We start from the raw sequence: 22,145 nt of genomic DNA on the forward strand, positions 1-22,145 counted from the left end.
AACGACTGGCGCAAGGGCGCCCGAAGTGGCGCAACGGGCGGGCCAGCGGCGGGCGGTGAGGGCGCGTCAGCGGGCCGGGGAGGCCGCCCACTCGCGTCGCAGGATGGCGTAGGTGTCGCCGTCCTGCCACTCGCCCTTGTCGTAGAACGACTCGAGCTCGCGCCCCTCGTGCCGCATCCCGAGGCGACGGCAGATGGCGGCGGATGCCGCGTTCCTCGGGTCGAGGCGTGCCAGGACCCGGTGCGCGTTCACCTGCTGGAAGGCGGCCCGCAGCACCGCGGTGGCCGCCTCGGTCGCGTAGCCGTGGTCCTGGAAGTCGGGGTGGAAGACCCAGCCGAGCTCGAGAGCGGCGGCATCCACCGAATCGACGCGCAGCATCACGTCGCCGATGACGCGATCACCGGTGCCCTCGACGGCAGCCTCGCCCGGCAGTTCGACGGCGAGCATGAGGGCGTCGCCGTCAGCGGTCAGTACCCGGCTCTGCGAGCGGCGCAGGGTGTGCGCATAGCCCTCGTCGCGGGTGCGGGGCGGCCACGGGATGAAGCGCAGCACGTCGGCGATGCGCTGGTACTCCCAGACGTCGGCGGAATCCTCGACGCGCAGCGGGCGGAGCACGAGTCGTTCCGTACGCAGGGGAGCGCTGTCCCAAGCGGCGGCGTCGAAGGGGAGTGCGAGGGCGGGAGGTGCGAAGAAGTCGTCGACGGCTTCGCTCATCAACCGACCGCGCGCTCGTCGTCGCCGTGGTGTGCTGTCGGGTGGCCGGTCGCCGAGCGCGCCGGTGCGGCCTCGGGCACGACACCGAAGACGGCCTCGAGGCCATCGATCCACGCCTCGGGCTCGCCGTTGCGGGCGTACTCGCGCGAACGCACCATCGGGGTGTGCAGCAGTACGCCCGCGAAGTGGCGCAGCGCCTGTTCCGCAGCGGCACCCTCGCCGCGGGCGTTGGCCCGGGCGATCTCCGCCTCCATCAGGTCGAAGACGTGCGAGCGCAGGGCCACGACCGCGGGGGCGAGATTGATCTCCTCTGCCACGGTTCCGAACTTGCGTGCGGCCTTCTGCACCATCGCCGCCGCCTCGTCGGCCGCCGTGTCGAACTCGTCGAGGGGGGCGTGCAGCTTGATGGTCTCGAGGTCGAGCAGGTCGAATCCCTCGATGCCCGCGACATCCGGATCGATGTTGCGCGGCAGGCCCAGGTCGATGATGAGCCGGCGCTTTCCGGCGGGGATGCCGGCGAGGTCGCGCGCCGAGAGCACGTGAGCCGCCGTCGCGGTGCAGGCCACGACCAGATCGGCGGAGGCGATCGCCCGCTGCAGGCCGTTCGCCTCGACCGCCGCGATGTCGTGGTTGGCGGCGAACTTCACGCCGCGCCCCGACGGCGAGTACACGCGCACGTTCACGACGCCGCGATCACGCAGCGCGGCGAGCGAGGCGCCGGCGTAGCGCCCGGTGCCGATGAGCAGCACCTCGGCGGCCGCCCAGTCGCGGATGCGGCTCTCGGCCATGTCGAGCGCGAGGCGTACGAGCGAGCGCCCCGCCGAGCCGATGCCGGTGCGGTTCTTGATGCTGCGGCTGGTCTGCGATGCCCGCTGGAAGAGCCGCTCGAGTTCCGGGCTCGTCGTTCCGACCGAACGGGCGCTCTCGAGCGAGCGACGCACCTGACCGGCGATCTCGCCCTCGCCGACGACGACCGAGTCCAAACCGGCCGAGACCGAGAAGAGGTGCTCAGCCACCCCGTTGCCGTGCACGAGGTCGAGGCTCGCCCGCAGTTCCTCCGCGCTCACGCCGCTCGCGCTGCTCACGGCATCCAGCGTCGAGAACACCGCAGGCAGCGGCGAGACGCCGAAGGGCTCATCGAGGTCGAGGTAGGCCTCGAAGCGGTTGCAGGTCGCGACGACGACGGCTCCGCTGAGGCTGTCGTGGCCGTCGACGATGCTGCGTCCGAGTTGCTCGGCGTCCACGCTCAAGCGCTCCAGCATGTCGAAGCTGGAGTTCTTGTGACTCGCGGAAAGGCAGATGAGCACTGATCGATTGTAACCGCTCCGTAATGGGCGTCCGGCCGCTCGGGGAGCCGGCAGGCGGCGGCCGGATGCGCACGCCCCGCACTCGGGGACATGCATACGCATGTACGCGAACGTAGGCTGTGCGCAGCAGCGCCAGCGGTGCTGCTCGCCGACGGATGACGCGCCTGCTTCGCAACTCGCGCGCCGGCGTCGCATCCGTCGCCGTAGCGATTCGCGTAGGGGCGGATCCGCCGAAGCGGGGCCGCTGCCACGGTGTGCGGCTCCGCTCTCGGCGGACGACGCCAGGCGAGGGCGAGCCGCGACGGGGGGATAGGGACGGTGGTGACCGCCTCGGACGCCTCGGGCATCGGCCGGAACCGGCGTCATCCGGTCGTAGGCGTCGAACTCCTCACTGCGCCGGTTGGGAGAGCGACGCGAAGACGACGTAGTTGTTCGTGTAGGACTGCGCCGCGTCGTCGTAGGGTCCGTTGCACGTGATCAGTCGCAGCTGCGGGTCGGGAGTCGGGCCGTAGACCTCCTGCGTCGGAAAGGCGTTCTTCGCGACGTCGATGGCGCGATCGACCACGAACCCGACGGTGGAGCCATCGGAGAGCGTCACCGTGATGGCGTCGCCGGCCACGAGGTCTCGCAGGTGGGCGAACACCGCCTCGCGCACCGTCGTGTCGAGGTGACCGGCGATGACGGCGGGGCCGACGTGGCCGGGAAACACGCCCTGCTCGTACCAGCCGGCATCCGCCCAAGCCTCCGGCGGCTGAAGAACGCCGTCGGCCGTGCGCTCCAACGGCACGACCGCGGCGTCCACGCCGATGGCGGGAATCTGCAGCCGGGCGACGCTCAGGCCGGCGCTGTCCGCCGGTTGCGGAAGCGGGGACGGGTCCTGCAGTGCGCTGGCGGCTCCGGTTCCCGCCGAGGGTTGCTGGGTCACCGTCGGCGGTCGGGATGCGGTCGGCGACGACGCGGAACCCGCGGGTGCGGAGGATGGGGGTGCCGACGCCGCTGTGCTCACCGTGATCGCCCACCCCGTGAGCACGAGAGCCAGCGCGGCGAGCGCAGGAGGAGCCCAGCGTCGCAGTGGCACACCGGAGGGCCGTGCAGAATGCGCCCCCATCAGCCCAGCCGAACGAGACCGCCGAGCCCCCGGAACAGATCGGAGAGCACGCGGCCGATCAGCGCGAACGGATCGGTCGCCCGATGGGCCAGGTAGCCCCCGCCCGTCTCGAGCGAGCCGCCGGGAACCTCGCCCGCGCCGGAGCTGTCGAGCACGGCCATCAAGGTGAGGCCGCCCGAGGCGTTGTCGAGCACGAAGAGGGTGTTCACCGTTCCGGGGGCCAGCGAGACCTGGGCTGCGGATGCGACGCCCTCGGCACTCAGCTTCAGGTCCCAGGGGCCGACGGGGACGCTCGCGTACCCGGTCGCCGTGCCCGCCTTCGCATCCGTCGCGATGGGCATGCCGCTCGTGGTCTCGACGTCGACGTCGGAGACCTTCGTCGACGCCTGGATGACGCGGATGCGGGACTGCCCTGCTGCCGGGCTGGTCAGGTCGTCGGTGAAGGCGAGCGTTCGCAGGTTCTTGTTCGGCCCGTACGCGGCGACCGTTCCCGCCTGCCCGGCAGTCACCGTGACGGTCGCCGAGATCACGGCCGGCGTGCCTGCGGGCGATCCGGCCGGAACCATAGCGACGACGTAGGTGCCTGCCGCAAGGGGGCGATACGCCGACACCTGTCCGTACGCCACGTTCTGCAGCTGGAAGATCGTGGACCCTCCCGCGAGGGCGGAGAGCGTCACGTCGACCGCGGCGGTATCGGGCGAGAGGTGGCCGACTCGCACCCAACCGGTGTCGGCGGTCGCAACCGCCACGCCCGTATCGGGGGTCGGTGCCGCCAGGGCGGGCGCGGCGGCCAGCGCGACCAGTCCGGCTGCGGCGAGACTCGCCACCACACCGGCCACGAGCCGGCGCGAGAGGGTGATGACGTTCATGGAGTCCTCCTTGATTCGGGTTATTCGGGGGCGGGCGCCGGATGCTGCGACGCGCGACGCACGGGGGCGCTAGGGCAGCACATCCGGCTCACCGACCGAGTAGGTGATCTGCAGGCCGTCGCTCCTCGTGCGCACCTCGCTGGGCGCGAACGGGTCGCCCAGCACGTCGATGGCGATGCGGACGGCGGTGTCGCCCGTGAAGGTGCCCGTGCTCAGGAGGGCGGTGCGGCGAACCTCGCCGCGCTCGCCGGCCAGCACCGGCACGTCATGCACGGCGACGGGCCCCATAGTCGCCAACTGTCCGATGAGCACGAGCAGGCGCGCATCGACCCGTCCCTGTGCGATCAGCCGACCGGCGGCATCCGTCGTCGTCACCGCCGGGTTCCGCAGCAGCTGGCCGCCGGCGTCGGAGCGCTTGGCGGTGAGACGCGCCTCCGCCTGCGCGGCGGCCTCGAGCCCCTCGGCGTGGATGCGCCGCACCTGAACGGCCTCACGACCCGTTCCGAACGCGGCGACGGTCTGCGAATCCGCGATGGCCGAGCGCAGGCCGGGCAGGCTCGCCGGCGAGTTGCGCATGGTGTCGGTGGCCACGACGTAGTCGTAGCGGCGCCAGGCGATCGGTCGCTGCGTGTCGGCGCCGGCATCGGTTGGCCCGGAGTAGCGTGCCAGCCGCCCCTGGCCGAAGCCGTCGCGCACCAGATCGACCCAGACGGCGTCATCGACGATGAGTCGGGCACCGTGGGGGAGGTTGGTGCGTACCCATTGCTGCGCGTCGCGGATCGGCCGGTCCGCATCCGCACTGAGCAGCCCGCCGAGCTGGGTGACGGTGCTCGGGGCCGCCACACCGAGCGCGACCACCGCCCCCACGATCGCCACCGCACCGAGGAAGCGCTCGGTCCAGCGCGGATAGAGCTTGCGGCGACGGGAGCGGATGCGGCGGGTCGCCTCCTCGACCACCCCGGCGATCACGATCGCCACGAATGGCAGCGCCACGATGAGGTACTGCGCCGCGAGCGTCTGAGGCAGCAGCAGAAAGACGGCGAGGAGGATCACGAGTGCGGCGATGGGGCGCAGTCGCCGTAGGAAGAGCGCGAGCACCGCGGCGCAGGCTCCGCAGACGAGAAGCACCGCTCCGAGGTGCCACCACGTGGAGAAGACGGCGACGCTCGCGCTCGAGGCCGAAAAGGGCCAACCGCTCCCGTTCACGAAGGGCGCGAGCGCCGCATCGAGCGGCGTCGTGCTGCCGGCACGTCCCGCGGATGCGTCTCCCGCCGACGCGAAGGCCGCCGAGGTCGCACCGATGAGAAGCGTCGCGATGCCACCGGCCACGGGCAGCGTATAGACGCGTGTGCGCGGATCGGCGCCTCGCCACATCACCCAGGCGAGGAAGGGGAGCGCGAGCAGGCAGCGACCCTCACTGAGCACCGCGACCGAATACGCCGACGCGCTGGCGGCGAAGGCCACGAGCTGGCTGCGACGCACCGTGGCGAGAACGAACGCACCGAGCAGCCACGGCACCGCGAGGTTGTCGACGAACACCGACCGGTGCAGTTGCACGGCCAGTGGTGAGACCGCGAACAGCAGACAGGCCGCAGTTGCCGCCGGCACTGACCCGCCGAGACGGCGGCTGAGCAGCCAGACGAGGAGGACCGACGCGAGGGCGAACACCGTCATCGCCTCCCGCGCGGCGAGGACGGCGAGGTCGTACCGATCGAAGGCTCCGGTGAGACCGGCGTAGCCGGCGAGCTGAAGCGCGGCGAGCGGAGAGGAACCCGACGGGACGGGCACGGCGCCGAGGTCGGGCCGCAGTACCAGCCACGCCTGTGCAACGTTGCCGCCCTCCCCGGCCGAGCGCTGCGGAACCCCCGCGATGTTCCCGGCCTGCAGCAGCGCCGCCACCGCGAGCACCGAGACCAGGGAGGCGAACGAACGCTGGTGCCGCTCCAGCCAGCCGGCGCGCTCTGTCGCGGGCCGCTCGGAGGCCGAGACCGCATCCGTCCTGGGCGCCACGCCGTCGCGCGGCGGCTGCAATGCCGCCGCGCCCGGGGTCACGGCCGCCTCGCTCGGGTCATGGTGAGTGTTCGGAGCGAGCCGCGCGTCGGATGGAAATACCGAGAAATCATCAGTTCTTCAACGGAAGACCCGTTCCGTGGACAAATCGACCCCCCAGACTGGGGTCAGTGAGAAACTCTCAGGTTTCCCTAGGCTCGCACAAGATTCGACGGGGCGGCCCGGATGGCCGTCCGTTGTCGCGGATCTTCGTGCACAGGAGACCCATGACCCGCGACGGCCGTCGATCCCGCCCTGCTCTCGCTCTTCTCGTAGCCGCGCTCGCGGCGGTGGCCGTGATCGCGGGGCCGATCGCCGCCGTCGCCGACGATTCCCCCAGCGCCGGCGTCACCGTCTCGGGCACCCTGCACACCCTCGACGGAGCCCCGGCGGCGGGCGCGACCGTCACGCTGTCGAACCTCGCGGGAACGCCCGACGATCATTACGAGACCATCGCATCCTCGTCGGGTGCCTTCCAGATAGCGGGGGTCGCCGATGGCGAGTACCACGTCATGTTCGGCGCGGTCGATGGTCCGTGGGTGTGGTGGGGCGCCGGTCGGCACGCGCTCGGCAGCCGCATCCTGCACGTGGCGGGGGCCGATGTCGTGGGGGTGGACGACAGCATTCCCCGCGGCTCCATCATCAGCGGCATCGTGCTGCGCGACGGGACGCCCGTGGCCGGCGCGACGGTGCTCGCCGAGAAGGCGGGAGACGTGCTCGGCGACGACGTCACGGCTGCCGATGGCACCTACGCGGTCGTCGTGGGAGAGACCGGCAGCTACACCCTCAGGGTGAGCGAGGTCAGCGGCGCCTTCGGCAACTTTCCGACGCCGATCGCCGTCGCCGCCGATGGTGAGACAGTGGCCGGGGGGACGCTCGTCATGGGTGCCTCCTCCCGCATCACCGGCACCGTGCGGTTCGCCGACGGATCCGCTGCGGTCGGCGCCGACGTTGAGCTGATGCGCGGCGGCCACGGGATGGGGCTGGGGCCGGCGTTCACGTCGACGACGAACGCATCCGGAGCGTTCGAACTGAACGGCTTGGCGGCGGGTTCGTATCAGTTGCGCGTCGGCCCGGGCACCGCGCTCAACGTCGCGCTGCGCTGGTACGGGCCGACAGGCAGCTCGCGGGATGCGACCACGATCGTCATCGACGCCGATCATCCCGGTTACGCCGACGTGCTGGCCGAACCGGCGGGAGCGATCTCGGGCACGTTGACCTCACCCGTGACGCTGCCGTACGGCGCGTCCATCACCGCGACGCCGGCGGGCGGAGGGGACGAGATGTCCCAGTGGTTGCGGGACGTTCCCGAAGGAACGCCGCAGGCGTGGACGCTGCGTGGGCTTGCCGTCGGGCAGTGGATCGTGAAGGCGTCCGGTTTCGGTCCGGACGAGTACTGGAACGACGCGGCGGATGCGGCCGCAGCCACGCCCGTCACCGTGGTCGCCGGCCAGACGAGCGCCGGCATCCGGTTCGACTTCACCGTGCCGAGCGTTCTCGCGGGAAGCGTCGTGACGTCCGATGGATCGCGTGTCGAATACGGGTACGTCGGCGCCTACAGTGGGAGGCCCGGCGAGGCCCACCACGTGGCGGACGCCGCCATCCTGAACGGGCGTTACAGGTTCACCGAACTGCTACCCGGCCACTACATCCTCCAGGCGCTGGGCCGAGACAGCAACGGCGGCTTCTTGCGGGCAGGCAGGGCGGAGGTGACGACCGACGGCTCCGTCGGCGGTGCGCCGGAGGTCGACTTCGTCCTCGCCCCCGGCATCCCCGTGAGTGGTCATCTGGTCGATGATGCAACCGGCGCCGCCGTCCCCTTCGCCTGGGTCTCCCTTTCGGGCCCGTGGGTCGGCGACACGGAGAATGTCCTCACCGGTCCCGACGGAGCATTCGCCTTCGACGCACCCGTGGTCGGAAGCTACGGCGTGCGGTCCTCAGCACGCAACTACGACGATGCCACTGCGAGCCTCGTTCTCGGCGACGCCGGGACCTCTGATCTGCTCGTGCGGATGCACCGGACGATCCCGATCCCCCCACGCCCGCAGCTGCCCGATCCGGACGCTCTCGTGGGTGCCAGCGGCGGCGGCCTGCGCTTCCGCGGTGCCTCGCCCGCTCCGGGGAAGGATGCCGCGATCCAGGGGGTCACGCCGTCGGCCGGATACTGGGTCACCGTCTTCTCGACTCCAGTGTCGCTCGGGCGCCTCGAAGCGGACCCCTTCGGCTGGCTTGTCGTGCCGCTTCCGAGTGGACTGCCCAGCGGCACGCACACCGTCGTGCTTCAGGATGACGCCGGAACCGTGGTGGGCTGGCTCACGTTCGTGGTGGCGGAGCCTGCCGGTGGCGGGAACGGCGACCCGGGCAGTGTCGCCGGACCGGCCCCCGTCGTCTCCGCACCCGTGGGAATCGGACCGGCAACGGACGTCGCGACGGCGACGGCGGCGGCGCGCGGCTCCGGCATCCGGCAGCTGTCGGAGACCGGAGCGGCCCCGGGCGGCGGCATCGTGCTGGCGCTGGTTGCCCTTCTGCTCCTGCTTCTCGCCGTTCGGCGAGCGCGACGCGCTCCTCGACGGGACTGAGGCGGAGGCGGCGGGAGCGGCACCGAGCCTCGAACCGCGCGCCCAGCGGCGTGCATGACAATGGAGTACGTGAGTCTTCCCCCGCTGCATCCCCTGTCCACCGGCCAGACGAGCTCGTCCCCGCTCGTCCGTGCCTATCAGGGAGAACGCGGCGACCGGCTGCCGGTGTGGTTCATGCGCCAGGCGGGGCGCTCGCTGCCCGAGTACCGCGAGCTGCGGGTGGGCACCCGCATGCTCGACGCCTGCCTCGATCCCGCTCTCGCGAGTGAGATCACCCTGCAGCCGGTGCGGCGCCACCGGGTCGACGCCGGCATCTTCTTCAGCGACATCGTCGTTCCGCTCAAGCTCGTCGGTGTCGACGTCGAGATCGTGCCCGGGCGCGGACCGGTCTTCGGCACGGCCGTCACCGGAGCGAAGCAGGTCGCCGAACTCACGGCCATCGATCCCGCGTCGCTCGACGAGGTCATCGAGCCGATCACGGATGCGGTGCGCCGCACGGTCGCCGAGCTGGGCGCCTTCGAGGGCGGCGCGATCCCTCTCATCGGCTTCGCGGGCGCGCCGTTCACCCTCGCCGCGTACCTCGTGGCGGGCGGCCCGTCGAAGGACCACATCGCCGCCCGAGCGCTCATGCACGCCGACCCGGGCGCCTGGCGCGCGCTCATGGAGTGGACCGCCGACCTGAGCGGACGCTTCCTGCGCGCCCAGGTGCTCGCCGGTGCCAGCGCAGGCCAGCTGTTCGACTCCTGGGCGGGCTCGCTCTCGCTCGCCGACTACGAGCGTCACGTCGCGCCGGCATCCTCCCGCGCGCTGCGCCACGTGGCCGGTCTCGAATACACGGTGTGGCAGGGCGCGGGCGACGAGGCGGTCGCGACGACGCGTACCGTGCCGCTCGTGCACTTCGGCGTCGGCACCGGGGAACTGCTCGCCGCCATGCGCGACACCGGGGCGGATGTGGTCGGCATCGACTACCGCATCCCGCTCGATGAGGCGAACCGCCGGCTCGGCGGGTCCGTTCCCCTTCAGGGCAACATCGACCCGGCGCTGCTGCAGGCTCCGTGGAACGTGCTCGAGGCACACGTGCGGGACGTCGTCGAGCGGGGCGCCGCAGCTCCGGCCCATGTCGTCAACCTCGGCCACGGCGTCTCCCCGGACACCGATCCCGACCTGCTCACCCGACTCGTCGGGTTGGTGCACGAGTTGGGTGCCGCGTGAGCGCAGCCGCGCCAGACCAGCCAGACCTGCCCGGCATGCCAGGCCAGCCCGGCCTGCCCGAGCCGGACCCGACCCGGCCTGATTACGACGTCGTCGTGATCGGCGGGGGAGTCGCGGGCCTGACCGCCGCACGCGAGTGCGCGCACGTGGGCCTGCGCACTCTCGTGCTCGAGGAGCGCGACGCGCTCGGCGGATGCGTGCGGGCGCACGACGTCGGCGGCCTCACTCTCGACTCCGGCGCCGAGAGCTTCGCGACGCGGAACGACAGCGTGGCGACGCTGCTGGCCGAGCTCGGCCTCGCCGACGACATCGTCAGCCCGAATCCAGCTGGTTCGTGGTTGCACCTGCCTGCCCTGAGCGGCGACGGTGCGATGAGCGTTCGCGCTCCCAAGACCGCGCTGCTCGGCATTCCCGCCTCTCCGCTCGCCGACGACGTGCGGGCTGCCATCGGCACGCGGGCGGCCATCCGCGCCTACCTCGACCGGGTCACGCCCATCCTCACCATCGGCACCGCCCGACGGCTCGGGCCGCTCGTCGAGAAGCGGATGGGCCGAGCGGTGCTCGACCGCCTCGTCTCGCCCATCTCATCGGGCGTGTACTCGGCAAACGCCGACGATCTCGACCTCGACGTCGTCGCCCCCGGACTGAACGCGGCCATGACGCGGGCCGGTTCCCTGTCCGGAGCGGTCTCTGAACTGCGCGCTTCGGCGCGTCCCGGCGCAGCCGTCCGGGGCATCGCCGGAGGGATGTCACGGCTCGTGTCGGCGCTCGCCGCCGACCTGGAGCACTACGGCGCCGCCCTGCACATCGACGCTTCGGTGAGTGCCCTCGAGCGCTCCGCCGAGGGGTGGACCGTCGACTACTCCACAGCCGGCGGCACGCAGAGGGTGACCTCGCGTCAGGTCGTCGTCGCGGCCTCCTTCGGCACCGCCATTCGCCTGCTGGCCGGTGCGCGCCCGGAGTGGCGACACCTCGCCGCTCTCGACTGGCCGCAGCCGACGACCATCGAACTCGCCACGCTCGTCGTCGACGCTCCGGAACTCGATGCGGCACCGCGCGGATCGGGAGTGCTGGTGGCGCAGGGGACCCCCGGCGTGAGGGCGAAAGCGCTCACGCACGTGACGGCCAAGTGGGCATGGGCGACGGATGCCCCGGGTCGCCACGCGCTGCGGCTCTCGTACGGGCGCGTGGGCGCCGCGCTGCCCACGGCGCACCTCGACGACGCCGCCCTCGAGGGGTTGGCGCTCGCCGACGCGAGCGCCATCCTGGGAGTCGCCCTGCGATCGGAGCAGGTCGTCGGGTTCGCCCGCACCCGTTGGAGCGATGCCGTCTCCCGCGCCGCCGTCGGGCAACTCGGCCGGGTGGAGCAGGTGCGCACGGCGCTCGCCGACGATCCCGCCATCGAGGCGGTCGGCGCGTGGCTCGCCGGCACCGGTCTGGCATCCGTCGTTCCGGACGCACGCGAGGCCGCGGGCCGCCTGCGAAGGGCCGCCCTGCATACCGATCAGGGCATATGAGCGCCTGATGTTTGTCAAGCCCTCGTCTTGACCGCGTGCAGGGCTATACGCTGGGGCGACCGCCGAACAGAAATGGGGTGCACTGTGAAGGGGAAGCTTCTCTTCGTCGTTGGGCTCGGAACCGGCTATGTGCTCGGTACCCGTGCCGGACGCGCCCGTTACGAGCAGATCAGATCCGGTGCCGAGAAGGTCTGGAACACTCCCGCCGTGCAGAAGGGCGTCGAGCAGGTCAAGGGCTTCGCCCTCGCCCGCGTCGGCGACGTCTCCGAGACGGTTCTGGACGGGGCCAAGAAACTCATCTCGTCGGCCACGAAGTCGCAGAAGAGCGCAACGTCTCCGGTGCAATCGCGTGCAGCCGGCGTGGCCAAAGACTCCTCGCAGGCCGCAGCCGAGGCCGCGGCCAAGGTGCACGCGGCCGCTGAGAACGCGAAGGCGTCGAGTTCTAAGGACGCGTAGCCGTGGTCAACGAGAACAACCCCAAGTTGCGGCGCTCGCTGTTCGAGTTGCTCAGCACTCTTCCCGACCTCCTCCGTGACCTGATTCGCGCAGAGGTCGCGGCCTACAAGGCCGAACTGGTGCGCAAGGGCAAGAACTACGGCGCCGGCGCCGGGCTCTTCGCCGCCGCGGCCTTCCTGCTCTTCTGGGTGTTCGCCGTGCTCATCGCCAGTGCGGTGCTCGCGTTCACCCTTGTGCTGCCGGGCTGGGCCGCCGCCCTCGTCGTGGCCGGCATCCTGCTCGTGATCATCGTGGTACTCGTCGTCATCGGCATCAGCCGCTTCAAGGCGGGCGCCGAGAACTTGGAGGAGCCCGTGAAAGAGGCGATCCAGCACGATGTCGACGCGGTGAAGGGAACGGGCCAATATGACTGAGAAGAGCCGGGCCGAATTGCGCGCCGACGTGCTGCGCGCGCGCTCCGAGATCGCCACCACCTTCGATGCCATCGAGGACAAGCTCAACGTTCCCCGCCAGCTCCAGCTCGCGACCGGTCGCGCCCGCACCAGGATCCAGATTGCCGCACGCGAGAACCCCGCGCTCCTGGGTGGCGTCGCCGCGACGGCCGCCGCGGTGGTCGGGCTAGCGGTCTGGGCCATCGTGCGCGGCATCATCCGCGACTGAGCTACCCATCGGCGCTCGCTTTTGGCCGTCGGCGCCGAGCGAGAGAGACTTGTGGTCATGACTCACCACGCTGCTCACGAAGCGGCCGATGCGGTGTCCGTGCCGTCGCCCTCGGGAACCGATGCGACGCTCGAGCCCCAGCCCGAAGGCTTCACCCTGTTCACCGTTCTTCGTCGCGACCCCGGCAATCCCGATGACTTCGACGGACACGACGTGCGCCGCGTCGTCGACGAGCTCGACGACGTCGTGCGCGTGATCGAGAACGAGGGCGTCACGCTGCGGGGCTTCTACGACGTGTCGGGCCTGCGGGCCGACGCCGACGTACTCATCTGGACCCACGCGGCCGAGGCCCAGACGCTGCAGTGGGCGCATCGCGAACTGCGTCGTTCCCGGCTGATCAAGAGCCTGCTTCCCACGTGGAACGCCATGGGCGTTCACCGCGCGGCCGAGTTCAACCGCTCCCACGTTCCCGGCTTCCTGCGGGGCGTCGAGCCCAAGTCCTGGTTGACCGTCTACCCCTTCGTGCGCAGCTTCGAGTGGTACCTGCTGCCGGGCGAGGAGCGTGGCCGCATGCTCGCCGACCACGGGCGCAAAGGCGCCGCCTACCGCGGGGTCATCGCGAACACGGTGAGCGCCTTCGCCCTCGGCGACTACGAGTGGCTGCTGCCGATGGAGGCCGACGACCTGACCGACCTCGTCGACATGATGCGGGCTCTGCGCGACACGGATGCCCGACGGCACGTGCGCGAAGAGGTGCCGTTCTACACCGGTCGGCGCATCACGACGGCGGAACTCGTGGAGGTGCTGCAGTAATGCCCGCGCGCAACATCGGAGCCGAAGCCGGACGCAAGCCGGCGCCCGCAACCGAGGCGTTCTGTGCCCCGGGAGCCCTCGTGCCGGGCGCGACCGCGGCCGCCCAGGCCGGACCGGAGCACGTCGAGACGCCGGTGGCCTACGACGCCATCCTGCTCGCCGGCTTCGGCGGTCCGGAGGGTCAGGACGACGTCATCCCGTTCCTCCGGAACGTCACCGGGGGCCGCGGCATCCCCGACGAGCGCCTCGAGGAGGTGGCTCACCACTACCGCCACTTCGGCGGCGTGAGCCCCATCAACGCGCAGAACCGCAGCCTGAAGGCCGCGATCGAGGCCGAGCTCGCCGCACGGGGAGTGGAGCTGCCCGTTCTCTGGGGCAACCGCAACTGGGACCCGTACCTGAACGACGCACTCCTCGATGCGAACGAGCGCGGGTTCCGATCCCTGCTCGCCATCGCCACGAGCGCCTACAGCTCGTACTCCAGCTGCCGGCAGTACCGCGAGGACTTCGCCGACGCCCTTCAAGACACCGGCTTGGGCGGCGTGCTGCAGATCGACAAGGTGCGGCAGTTCTTCGATCACCCCGGCTTCGTCGCCCCCTTCGTGGAGGGCCTGGGCCAGGCGCTCGCCGAGCTCGAGGCATCCGGTCTGGAGCCCGGCCAGGTCGAGGTGCTCTTTGCAACGCACTCCATCCCCACGACGGATGCGCTGCGCTCAGGACCGGCCGTCTCGCCGGAGCACCTCGAAGCGGATCGCGGGTTCGGCCCGGGTGGCGCCTACGCCGCCCAGCATTCCGCCGTCGCCGACGTGATCATGCGCACCGCCACCGAGAAGCCCTACACCTGGCAGCTCGTCTACCAGTCGCGCAGCGGCCCCGCCTCGCAGCCCTGGCTGGAGCCCGACATCAACGACGCCATCGCGGAGCTGCCGGCTCGCGGCGTCTCCGCGGTCGTCATCGTGCCGCTCGGGTTCGTCAGCGACCACATGGAGGTGCTCTGGGATCTCGACAACGAGGCCCAGGAGACCTCGGCCGAGCACGGCCTGCGCGCGATCCGCATTCCGACGCCGGGAACGCATCCGGCGTTCGTCTCCGGGCTCGTCGACCTCGTGATGGAGCGCCTGGAGGGCATCCCGACGAGCGAGCGCCCGGCCATGACGGGATACGGACCGTGGTACGACATGTGCCGCCCGGGATGCTGCGAGAACGTGCGTCGCGGATTCCGGCCGGCGCTGGCGGGCATCGCACCGTGACCGCCGTCATCCGCATCGGCACGCGCGGCAGCGCGCTCGCCATGGCGCAGACGCGCCAGATCGCCGCGAAGCTCGGCGCCGCCGCGAAGGCGGAGATCGAGCTCGTGCCTCTCACCACCCACGGCGACACCTCGACCGACTCGCTCGCGAGCCTCGGCGGCACCGGCGTGTTCGCCTCAGCACTGCGTGAGGCATTGCTGGCCGGGGAGTGCGACGTGATCGTGCACTCCCTCAAGGACCTGCCGACCGCGCCGTACCCGGGCCTGCGCATCGGAGCAGTGCCGAAGCGCGCCGACCCGCGCGACGTGCTCTGCGCCCGTGACGGACTCGACCTTGCGGCGCTGCCGGCCGGAGCGCGCGTGGGCACCGGTTCGCCGCGGCGCGTTGCGGAGCTGCTGGCCGCCCGACCCGATCTCGAGGTCGTCGACATCCGGGGCAACGTCGACACCCGCCTGCGTCGTGTGGGCGGGGCGGATGCGGGCATCGACCCCGCCGACCGGCTCGACGCCGTGCTGCTGGCGGCCGCAGGGCTCGAGCGCCTCGGCCGGTTGGAAGCGGTCACCGAATTCCTCGGACTCGACGACTGGCCGACCGCCCCGGGGCAGGGTGCGCTCGCCCTCGAGGTACGCGACGAGCGTGCGGACCGGGCCCTCGAAGCCGGCCTCCGCGCGGTGAACCACGCGAGCACGGCGGCGAGCGTCGAGGCGGAGCGCCTGGTACTTGCGGGTCTCGAAGCGGGATGCGCCGCGCCCGTCGCGGCATCCGCCGTGATCGACAGCGACCTGTTGTTCCTGACCGCGACCGTCTATGCTCCCGATGGAACCGCGAAAATCACCAGCTCTCATGCTGCGACACCCGATACGCATGCCGCCCTGCACCTGAGCGAGGCTGCACACGACGTGGCAGGTAGAGTCGTTCGAGAACTTCTCGGCAAAGGTGCCGCTGACCTTGCTCCGCTGCAGAGCACGAAAGGCGCACCGTGATAGACCGAGCACATCGAGCTCCCAAGCCCCTCGAGGGGTGGCGGGTGCTCGTGCCCCGTGGCGGGCCATGGGGTGACAGTGTCGCGGCCACCCTGCGTGCCAAGGGCGCCGCACCGGTGGTGGCTCCCATGATCAACTTCGCCCCCACCGACGACGCCGAGGCGCTGCGCGCCGCGCTCGCCGACCTGGCCGATGGTGCCTTCGACTGGGTGACCATCACGAGCGCCACGACGGTGGACGTGCTCTCCTCTCAGCGCGCCATCATCCCGTCGACGACGCGCGTCGCTGCCGTCGGCGAGACGACCGCGGCCGCGCTGACGGCGGCCGGCTACCGCGTCGACATCGTGCCGCACGAGGACAACTCGGCTCGGGGACTGCTCGAGGAGTGGACACAGGCGACTTCCGGTGTCGTACCGCTGCGCGTGCTCACGCTGCGCTCTGAGATCGCCGCCCCGCTGCTCACCGAGGGCCTGAAGCGCATCGGCCACGAGGTGCGCTCGGTGGTCGCCTACCGCACCGTCGGCGTTCCGGTCTCGCCCCAGGTGCGCGACGATGTCGCATCCGGCCGGGTGAACGCCGTGCTCGTCACCTCGGGAAGCGTGGCGCAGCAGGTGTCCGAGCAACTCGGGCCGCTGCCCGACTCGACCATCGTCATCTGCATCGGCCCCCAGACAGCGAAGGATGCGCGCGGCTACGGCCTCACGGTGCACGCCATCGCCGACGAGCGCACTGCCGCCTCGCTCATCGAGGCGCTCGAGCGCGAGGCGGGGGCCCGCGTCTCCTGACGGCAGGCGCCGCGTCTCCTGACGGCGGGGGCCCGCGGCGCTACCCCGAACCACCCTCTACCCGCTCATCCCAGACGACGCTCAACCGCGGCCGCTTAGGCTTGACGGGTGAGTGACTACACGCCCCGCGTCCGTCCCCGTCGGTTGCGCGCCTCAGGGGCGCTGCGCCGGGCCGTCTCCGAGACGCGCCTGCATCCGGCCGACCTGGTTCTGCCGATCTTCGTGCGCGAGGGAGTGAGCGAGCCGGTGGCGATCACCTCCATGCCCGGCGTCGTTCAGCACACGATCGACTCGGTGAAGAAGGCCGTGACGGATGCGGCAGAGGCCGGCATCGGCGGCGTGATGCTCTTCGGCGTTCCCGAGGTGCGCGATGCCATCGGAACGGGCGCGACGGATCCCGACGGCATCCTGAACCGGGCGACGCGCGTCGTGGCGGATGAGGTGGGCGACGCGCTCGTCGTGCAGACCGACCTCTGCCTCGACGAGTTCACCGACCACGGCCACTGCGGTGTGCTGCGCCCGACCGGATCGCACGGCGGTTTCGTCGTCGACAACGACGCCACGCTCGAGCGGTACCGTGACATGGCTCTTGTGCAGGCGGCATCCGGATCTGCGCTGCTCGGGCTCTCGGGCATGATGGACGGCCAGGTCGCCGCTGTGCGTGCCGCCCTCGACGACGACGGCTTCAGCGACACCGCCCTGCTCGCCTACTCGGCCAAGTACGCCTCCGCCTACTACGGGCCCTTCCGCGAGGCGGTGCAGTCCACCCTGGAGGGCGACCGTCGCACGTACCAGCTCGATCCGGGCAACCGGCGCGAGGGGCTGCGCGAGGCGATGATCGACATCGAGGAGGGCGCCGACATCGTCATGGTCAAGCCGGCGGGCAGCTACCTCGACGTGCTCTCCGACGTGGCAGCGGCCAGCGAGGTGCCGGTGTGGGCGTACCAGGTCTCGGGCGAGTACGCGATGATCGAGGCCGCCGCCGCGAACGGGTGGATCGACCGCCGCCGGGCGGTGCACGAGAGCGTCGTGGGCATCCGTCGCGCGGGTGCCGACACCGTTCTCACCTACTGGGCGACGGAGCTGGCCGGCTGGCTGCGCGAGGGAGTGGCGGCGTGAGCCTCAACGAAGACCTTTTCGAGCGCGCGCAGGCCGCCATCCCCGGTGGCGTGAACTCCCCGGTGCGCGCGTTCCGCTCCGTCGGCGGTGCTCCGCTGTTCCTCACCTCAGCGCGCGGCGCGTACGTGACGGATGCGGCCGGCCGCGAATACGTCGACCTCGTGGCGAGCTGGGGTCCGGCGATTCTCGGGCACGCGCATCCGCAGGTCGTCGACGCCGTGCAGCAGGCGGCCGCACGGGGCCTCTCGTTCGGTGCGCCCACGCCGGCCGAGACGGAGCTGGCCGAGCTCATCGAGGAGCGCGTCGCCCCGGTCGAGAAGGTGCGCCTGCTCTCCACGGGCACCGAGGCCACGATGACGGCCATCCGCCTGGCGCGCGGCTTCACGGGACGCGACCTGCTGGTCAAGTTCGCCGGGCACTACCACGGGCACTCCGACGGTCTGCTCGCCTCGGCCGGCTCGGGCGTCGCGACCCTCGCGTTGCCGGGCTCCGCCGGCGTCACGGCGGCGACCGCCGCCCAGACGCTCGTGCTGCCCTACAACGACCTCGACGCGGTGCGTGCGGCGTTCGCCGAGCACGGCGCGAACATCGCCGCGGTCATCACCGAGGCCGCCGCGGCGAACATGGGCGTCGTCGCCCCCGACCCTGGCTTCAACGCAGCCCTGGTCGAGATCGCGCACGAGCACGGTGCGCTCGTGATCCTCGATGAGGTGCTCACCGGCTTCCGCGTCGCGCGGGCGGGCTTCTGGGAGCTCGACCAGACGCGTCGCGCCACGTCCGCCGAGTCTGCGACGTCTGCGACGCCCGTCGGCACCCATCGCGCCACTTCCGCGGCCGTTGCGCCAGAAGATCTGGCGCAAACGCCGCAGAACGGGCGCAACGGCGACGGTGCGGGCCCGGGCGCGGCGGCACGCGGGTACGCGCCCGACCTGTTCACCTTCGGAAAGGTGGTCGGCGGAGGCATGCCGGTCGCCGCGGTCGGCGGCCGTGCTGACGTGATGGACCACCTCGCACCTCTCGGACCCGTCTACCAGGCCGGCACACTGTCGGGCAATCCCGTGGCCGTGGCCGCGGGCCTCACGACGTTGCGGCTGGCGGATGCCCACGTCTACGAGCACCTGGACGGAGCAGCGGCGACCATCTCGTCGGCGGTCTCGGATGCGCTCACCGCAGAGGGCGTGGCGCACGCCGTGCAGCGGGCCGGCAACCTGTTCAGCTTCGTCTTCGGCGAGTCGGTGGCGGCTGGGGTGCGCGACTACGACGCCGTGCTCTCGCAGGAGGCGTGGCGCTACCCGGCGTTCTTCCACGCCATGCAGCAGGGCGGCGTCTCGCTGCCGCCGTCGGTCTTCGAGGCCTGGTTCGTCACCGCAGCCCACGACGACACGGCGATCGGTCGCATCCTGGAGGCTCTCCCGGCAGCCGCGCGCGCGGCCGCATCCGCCCCGCGCCCCTAGTCGGGTAGCGCAGCGTTGTGCCATGTCGACAACGCGTTTGTCGCTGGGAGTTGGCAGGATAGGCGTATGGCGTCGCTCAGGGTGCATCAGGATCGGCTCGAGATTCACCTGACCGCTGCCGAGCGCGTGCTGGCGCTGCGTCGCGAGGACATCGTGGTGCGGCGTGATGAGATCCGCTCGGTCGCGATCACCGATGACCCGTGGATCTGGATCCGCGGCATCCGGGCTCCCGGAACGGCCGTTCCGCTGACCCTCGCCCTTGGAACGTGGAAGTTCCACGGTGGCAAGGACTTCCTGGTCGTCAAGAACAAGCGGCAGGCCGTCGTCATCGACATCGCCGAGGGCGAGTTCTCGCGCGTGATCGTGAGCACTCCGCACGCCGTCGACCTCATCAGCTCGCTGAAGATCTCCGAAGACCCTTCCCTCGCAGTCGACTCCTCCGAAGCCACCGGCAGCGAGGCCCCGGTCATCCACGAGGCGATGCAGCCGGATGCGGTCGCCCACGAGAACGAGGTGCAATCATGACCGGTTTCAGCGAGATTCCCGGACAGGGTCCCATCTTGCCGGGCGGAAACCCCGAGAACCTCCAGGGGCTCGACGAAGACCGAGCGCCCCGGAATCCCCGAGACGATCCGGGTCGAACCCTCGGAATCGTCGGCTTCGTGCTCTCGTTCTTCACGGCCCTGATCGGCATGATCGTGAGCATCATCGCCCTCGTGCAGTCGCGCCGTGCGGGCTTCAGCAACGGATGGGCCGTCGCGGGCATCGTGATCGGCGCCATCGAGGTGCTCATCGGCGCCGCGCTGGCCGTGCTGTTCCTCTCCATCGGCTTCGCGGCCATCGGCTCGACGAACTGAGCCTCTGAAGCGACCCCGAACGGGGGGCAGAGCGCACACCGGGGCTCGTGTAGAACGGTGACACACCCGAAGATTCCTCGATAACGGCATTCGTCGTTCTCGGAAGATCACTCGAACGGTTGGCTGCGCCGCCTCCGTTACGACAGCACGTTCGCCGTGCCGTCGTGGCCGGCGTGACCGAACCGCAGACCGCTGACACCCGACCGTCGGCCTCGAGTGAGGAAAACCCTACGTGCCCGAACCCGTCTCCTCTTCCGCCTCCCGCATCGACTCCGCTCTCCGCGGCGCGGATGTGCTCGTCACCGGCGGAGCCGGCACCATCGGGTCGACGATCGTCGACCAGCTCCTGGATGCGGGGGTCGCCTCCGTCGACGTGCTCGACAACCTCGTGCGCGGCCGTGTCGAGAACCTCGAGGGCGCACTGGCCAGTGGCCGGGTGCGCCTGATCGAGGGCGACATCCGCGACCGCGACCTCATCGACGATGTCACCCGCGGCAAGCATCTGGTCTTCCACCAGGCAGCTATCCGCATCACCCAGTGCGCCGAGGAGCCGCGCCTCGCACTCGAGGTGCTCGTCGACGGTACCTTCAACGTGCTCGAGGCCGCCGCCCGCCACAAGGTCGACAAGATCGTCGCGGCATCCAGTGCCTCGGTCTACGGCATGGCCGAGCAGTTCCCGACGCCCGAGCGGCATCACCACCACAACAATGACACCTTCTACGGCGCCGCCAAGTCGTTCAACGAGGGAATGCTCCGCAGCTTCCGGGCGATGTACGGCACCGACTACGTTCTGCTGCGCTACTTCAACGTGTACGGCCCACGCATGGACGTGCACGGCCTCTACACCGAGGTGCTCGTGCGCTGGATGGAGCGGATCACCGACGGCGAAGCGCCACTCATCTTCGGCGACGGCGCCCAGACGATGGACTTCATCTACACCCGCGACATCGCCCGGGCCAACCTCCTCGCCGCAGCGAGCGAGGTGACCGAGGGCGTGTTCAACGTGGCGAGTGGCACGGAGACGAGCCTGTTGCAGCTCGCCGAGGCGCTCCTGCGGGTGATGGACTCCGATCTTCCCGTCGCGCATGGGCCGGAGCGGGCGGTGAACGGCGTCGTGCGCCGGCTCGCCGACACCTCCGCCGCCCGTGAGGTGCTCGGGTTCCAGGCCGAGGTCGGCCTCGATGACGGGCTCCGCGAGCTCGTGGACTGGTGGCGGCCCCAGCGCGAGGCCGTCCGTTCCGGAAAGGCGGTACCCGTCGCATGAGCGAGGCAACCCTCACCCGCATCAACGTGATGAAGCCGTGGCTCGGCACCGACGAGTCCGACGCCGTCGCCGAGGTCATCGCATCCGGGTGGGTCGCCCAGGGCCCGCGCGTTGCGGCCTTCGAAGAAGCATTCGCCGAGCAGATGCAGGCAGGGGAAGCCGTCGCGACCTCGAGTTGCACGACCGCGCTGCACCTGGCGCTCATCGTTGCGGGCATCCGGCCCGGTGATGACGTCGTCGTTCCGTCGTTCTCGTTCATCGCGACGGCGAATGCGGCCCGGTACGTCGGGGCCACGCCGGTGTTCGCGGAGGTGGATGCCGTGACCGGCAACGTGACGGTCGACACCGTCGCCGACGCCCTCACCCCCACGACCCGTGCCGTGATCGTCGTCGACCAGGGCGGCATGCCGGTCGACCTGGCACCCATCCGCGCGCTCTGCGACCCGCTGAGCATCGTCGTGATCGAGGATGCCGCCTGTGGAGCCGGTTCCACCTACGCCGGCCGACCGGTCGGCGCCGGAGCGGAGCTGACTGCGTGGTCGTTCCACCCGCGCAAGATCCTCACCACGGGCGAGGGCGGCATGCTCACGACCTCGCGCCCCGAGTGGGCTGCGCGCGCGCGTCGCCTGCGCGAGCACGCGATGAGCGTCTCGGCGAGCGAGCGGCACTCCAGCCTGCTGGCACCTCCCGAGGTGTACGCGGAGGTGGGTTTCAACTTCCGCATGACCGACCTGCAGGCCGCCGTCGGGCTGGTACAGCTCGCCAAGCTCCCGGTCGTGGTCGATCAGCGCCGCGAGAACGTGGCCCGCTACCGCGAACTGCTCGCCGACGTGCCGGGCATCCGCTTGAGTACCGACCCGGAATGGGGAACGAGCAACTTCCAGTCCTTCTGGATCGAGGTGCTGCCCGAGTTCCCGCTCGATCGCGAGGGACTGCTGGCCGCGCTCGCCGCCGACGGCATCTCGGCCCGTCGCGGCATCATGGCCTCCCACCGGCAGCCGGCGTACGCCGGCGTCGCCCGGCCGGCGCTGCCGATCACCGAGCACCTCACCGACTCGACGCTCATCCTGCCGCTCTACCACCAGCTCGAGCCTGCCGACATCGAGCGGGTGGTCGCTTCCATCCGTGCCGCGTCGAAGGGAGTGTGAG

At 71.0% G+C, this 22,145-nt stretch carries 21 protein-coding genes; 16 read left to right on the forward strand and 5 right to left on the reverse strand.

What is annotated here, in order from left to right:
• Positions 1-66: 66 nt before the first annotated feature.
• The 5 genes from WDJ51_RS10955 to WDJ51_RS10975 form a co-directional block, all read right to left on the reverse strand.
• Positions 67-714 carry a GNAT family N-acetyltransferase gene (locus WDJ51_RS10955; RefSeq protein ID WP_337852497.1) on the reverse strand — a complete coding sequence of 216 codons (648 nt, stop codon included), beginning with the start codon at positions 712-714 and terminating at the stop codon, positions 67-69.
• On the reverse strand, positions 714-2,021 hold the full coding sequence (locus WDJ51_RS10960; protein WP_337852498.1) for a glutamyl-tRNA reductase: 1,308 nt from the start codon (positions 2,019-2,021) through the stop codon (positions 714-716). The genes WDJ51_RS10955 and WDJ51_RS10960 overlap by 1 nt, the downstream gene beginning before the upstream one ends.
• Positions 2,022-2,409: 388 nt before the next feature.
• Complete coding sequence (locus WDJ51_RS10965; protein WP_337852499.1) at positions 2,410-3,129, reverse strand: class F sortase; 720 nt, start codon at positions 3,127-3,129, stop codon at positions 2,410-2,412.
• The gene (locus WDJ51_RS10970) at positions 3,129-3,998 is read right to left on the reverse strand and encodes a DUF4397 domain-containing protein (RefSeq protein WP_337852500.1); all 870 of its coding nucleotides are present in this window, start codon (positions 3,996-3,998) and stop codon (positions 3,129-3,131) included. Before WDJ51_RS10970 ends, WDJ51_RS10965 begins: the two co-directional genes overlap by 1 nt.
• A gap of 69 nt (positions 3,999-4,067) precedes the next feature.
• The gene (locus WDJ51_RS10975; RefSeq protein WP_337852501.1) at positions 4,068-6,050 is read right to left on the reverse strand and encodes a hypothetical protein; all 1,983 of its coding nucleotides are present in this window, start codon (positions 6,048-6,050) and stop codon (positions 4,068-4,070) included.
• A 224-nt stretch (positions 6,051-6,274) separates the two neighbouring features.
• Between WDJ51_RS10975 and WDJ51_RS10980 the strand changes: the two genes are divergently transcribed.
• The 16 genes from WDJ51_RS10980 to WDJ51_RS11055 all read left to right on the forward strand — a co-directional run bounded on the left by WDJ51_RS10980 (position 6,275) and on the right by WDJ51_RS11055 (position 22,144).
• Complete coding sequence (locus WDJ51_RS10980) at positions 6,275-8,626, forward strand: carboxypeptidase-like regulatory domain-containing protein (RefSeq protein ID WP_337852502.1); 2,352 nt, start codon at positions 6,275-6,277, stop codon at positions 8,624-8,626.
• A 60-nt stretch (positions 8,627-8,686) separates the two neighbouring features.
• The gene (hemE, locus tag WDJ51_RS10985; protein ID WP_337852877.1) at positions 8,687-9,838 is read left to right on the forward strand and encodes a uroporphyrinogen decarboxylase; all 1,152 of its coding nucleotides are present in this window, start codon (positions 8,687-8,689) and stop codon (positions 9,836-9,838) included.
• Positions 9,839-9,873: 35 nt separating this feature from the next.
• On the forward strand, positions 9,874-11,355 hold the full coding sequence (locus WDJ51_RS10990; protein ID WP_337852503.1) for a protoporphyrinogen/coproporphyrinogen oxidase: 1,482 nt from the start codon (positions 9,874-9,876) through the stop codon (positions 11,353-11,355).
• Between the two features lie 84 nt (positions 11,356-11,439).
• Positions 11,440-11,811 carry a YtxH domain-containing protein gene (locus WDJ51_RS10995; RefSeq protein WP_337852504.1) on the forward strand — a complete coding sequence of 124 codons (372 nt, stop codon included), beginning with the start codon at positions 11,440-11,442 and terminating at the stop codon, positions 11,809-11,811.
• 2 nt (positions 11,812-11,813) lie between these two features.
• Positions 11,814-12,224, forward strand: a complete 411-nt coding sequence (locus WDJ51_RS11000) for a phage holin family protein (RefSeq protein ID WP_337852505.1) — start codon at positions 11,814-11,816, stop codon at positions 12,222-12,224.
• Positions 12,217-12,471, forward strand: coding sequence for a DUF3618 domain-containing protein (locus tag WDJ51_RS11005; RefSeq protein WP_337852506.1), 255 nt, complete (start codon positions 12,217-12,219; stop codon positions 12,469-12,471). Before WDJ51_RS11000 ends, WDJ51_RS11005 begins: the two co-directional genes overlap by 8 nt.
• Positions 12,472-12,528: 57 nt before the next feature.
• Positions 12,529-13,284, forward strand: a complete 756-nt coding sequence (gene hemQ, locus WDJ51_RS11010) for a hydrogen peroxide-dependent heme synthase (RefSeq protein WP_337852507.1) — start codon at positions 12,529-12,531, stop codon at positions 13,282-13,284.
• Complete coding sequence (locus WDJ51_RS11015; RefSeq protein ID WP_337852508.1) at positions 13,284-14,534, forward strand: ferrochelatase; 1,251 nt, start codon at positions 13,284-13,286, stop codon at positions 14,532-14,534. The genes hemQ and WDJ51_RS11015 overlap by 1 nt, the downstream gene beginning before the upstream one ends.
• Positions 14,477-15,517 (forward strand): hydroxymethylbilane synthase, encoded by a 1,041-nt coding sequence (gene hemC, locus WDJ51_RS11020; RefSeq protein ID WP_443218486.1) that lies wholly within the window; start codon positions 14,477-14,479, stop codon positions 15,515-15,517. Before WDJ51_RS11015 ends, hemC begins: the two co-directional genes overlap by 58 nt.
• Positions 15,518-15,561: 44 nt before the next feature.
• Complete coding sequence (locus WDJ51_RS11025) at positions 15,562-16,302, forward strand: uroporphyrinogen-III synthase (protein ID WP_337852510.1); 741 nt, start codon at positions 15,562-15,564, stop codon at positions 16,300-16,302.
• A gap of 108 nt (positions 16,303-16,410) precedes the next feature.
• Positions 16,411-17,421 (forward strand): porphobilinogen synthase, encoded by a 1,011-nt coding sequence (gene hemB, locus WDJ51_RS11030; protein WP_337852511.1) that lies wholly within the window; start codon positions 16,411-16,413, stop codon positions 17,419-17,421.
• Positions 17,418-18,875 (forward strand): glutamate-1-semialdehyde 2,1-aminomutase, encoded by a 1,458-nt coding sequence (gene hemL / locus WDJ51_RS11035; protein WP_337852512.1) that lies wholly within the window; start codon positions 17,418-17,420, stop codon positions 18,873-18,875. Before hemB ends, hemL begins: the two co-directional genes overlap by 4 nt.
• A gap of 66 nt (positions 18,876-18,941) precedes the next feature.
• Positions 18,942-19,400 (forward strand): hypothetical protein, encoded by a 459-nt coding sequence (locus WDJ51_RS11040; RefSeq protein WP_337852513.1) that lies wholly within the window; start codon positions 18,942-18,944, stop codon positions 19,398-19,400.
• Complete coding sequence (locus WDJ51_RS11045) at positions 19,397-19,732, forward strand: DUF4190 domain-containing protein (RefSeq protein WP_337852514.1); 336 nt, start codon at positions 19,397-19,399, stop codon at positions 19,730-19,732. The genes WDJ51_RS11040 and WDJ51_RS11045 overlap by 4 nt, the downstream gene beginning before the upstream one ends.
• 232 nt (positions 19,733-19,964) lie before the next feature.
• On the forward strand, positions 19,965-20,996 hold the full coding sequence (locus tag WDJ51_RS11050; protein WP_337852515.1) for an NAD-dependent epimerase/dehydratase family protein: 1,032 nt from the start codon (positions 19,965-19,967) through the stop codon (positions 20,994-20,996).
• Positions 20,993-22,144: a DegT/DnrJ/EryC1/StrS family aminotransferase gene (locus WDJ51_RS11055; protein ID WP_337852516.1), complete on the forward strand. Its 1,152-nt coding sequence runs from the start codon at positions 20,993-20,995 to the stop codon at positions 22,142-22,144. Before WDJ51_RS11050 ends, WDJ51_RS11055 begins: the two co-directional genes overlap by 4 nt.
• The last annotated feature ends 1 nt before the right edge of the window (position 22,145 follow it).

The sequence above is a fragment of the Rathayibacter sp. YIM 133350 genome (assembly GCF_037404875.1).
In the GTDB taxonomy this organism is placed as follows: Bacteria; Actinomycetota; Actinomycetes; order Actinomycetales; family Microbacteriaceae; genus Orlajensenia.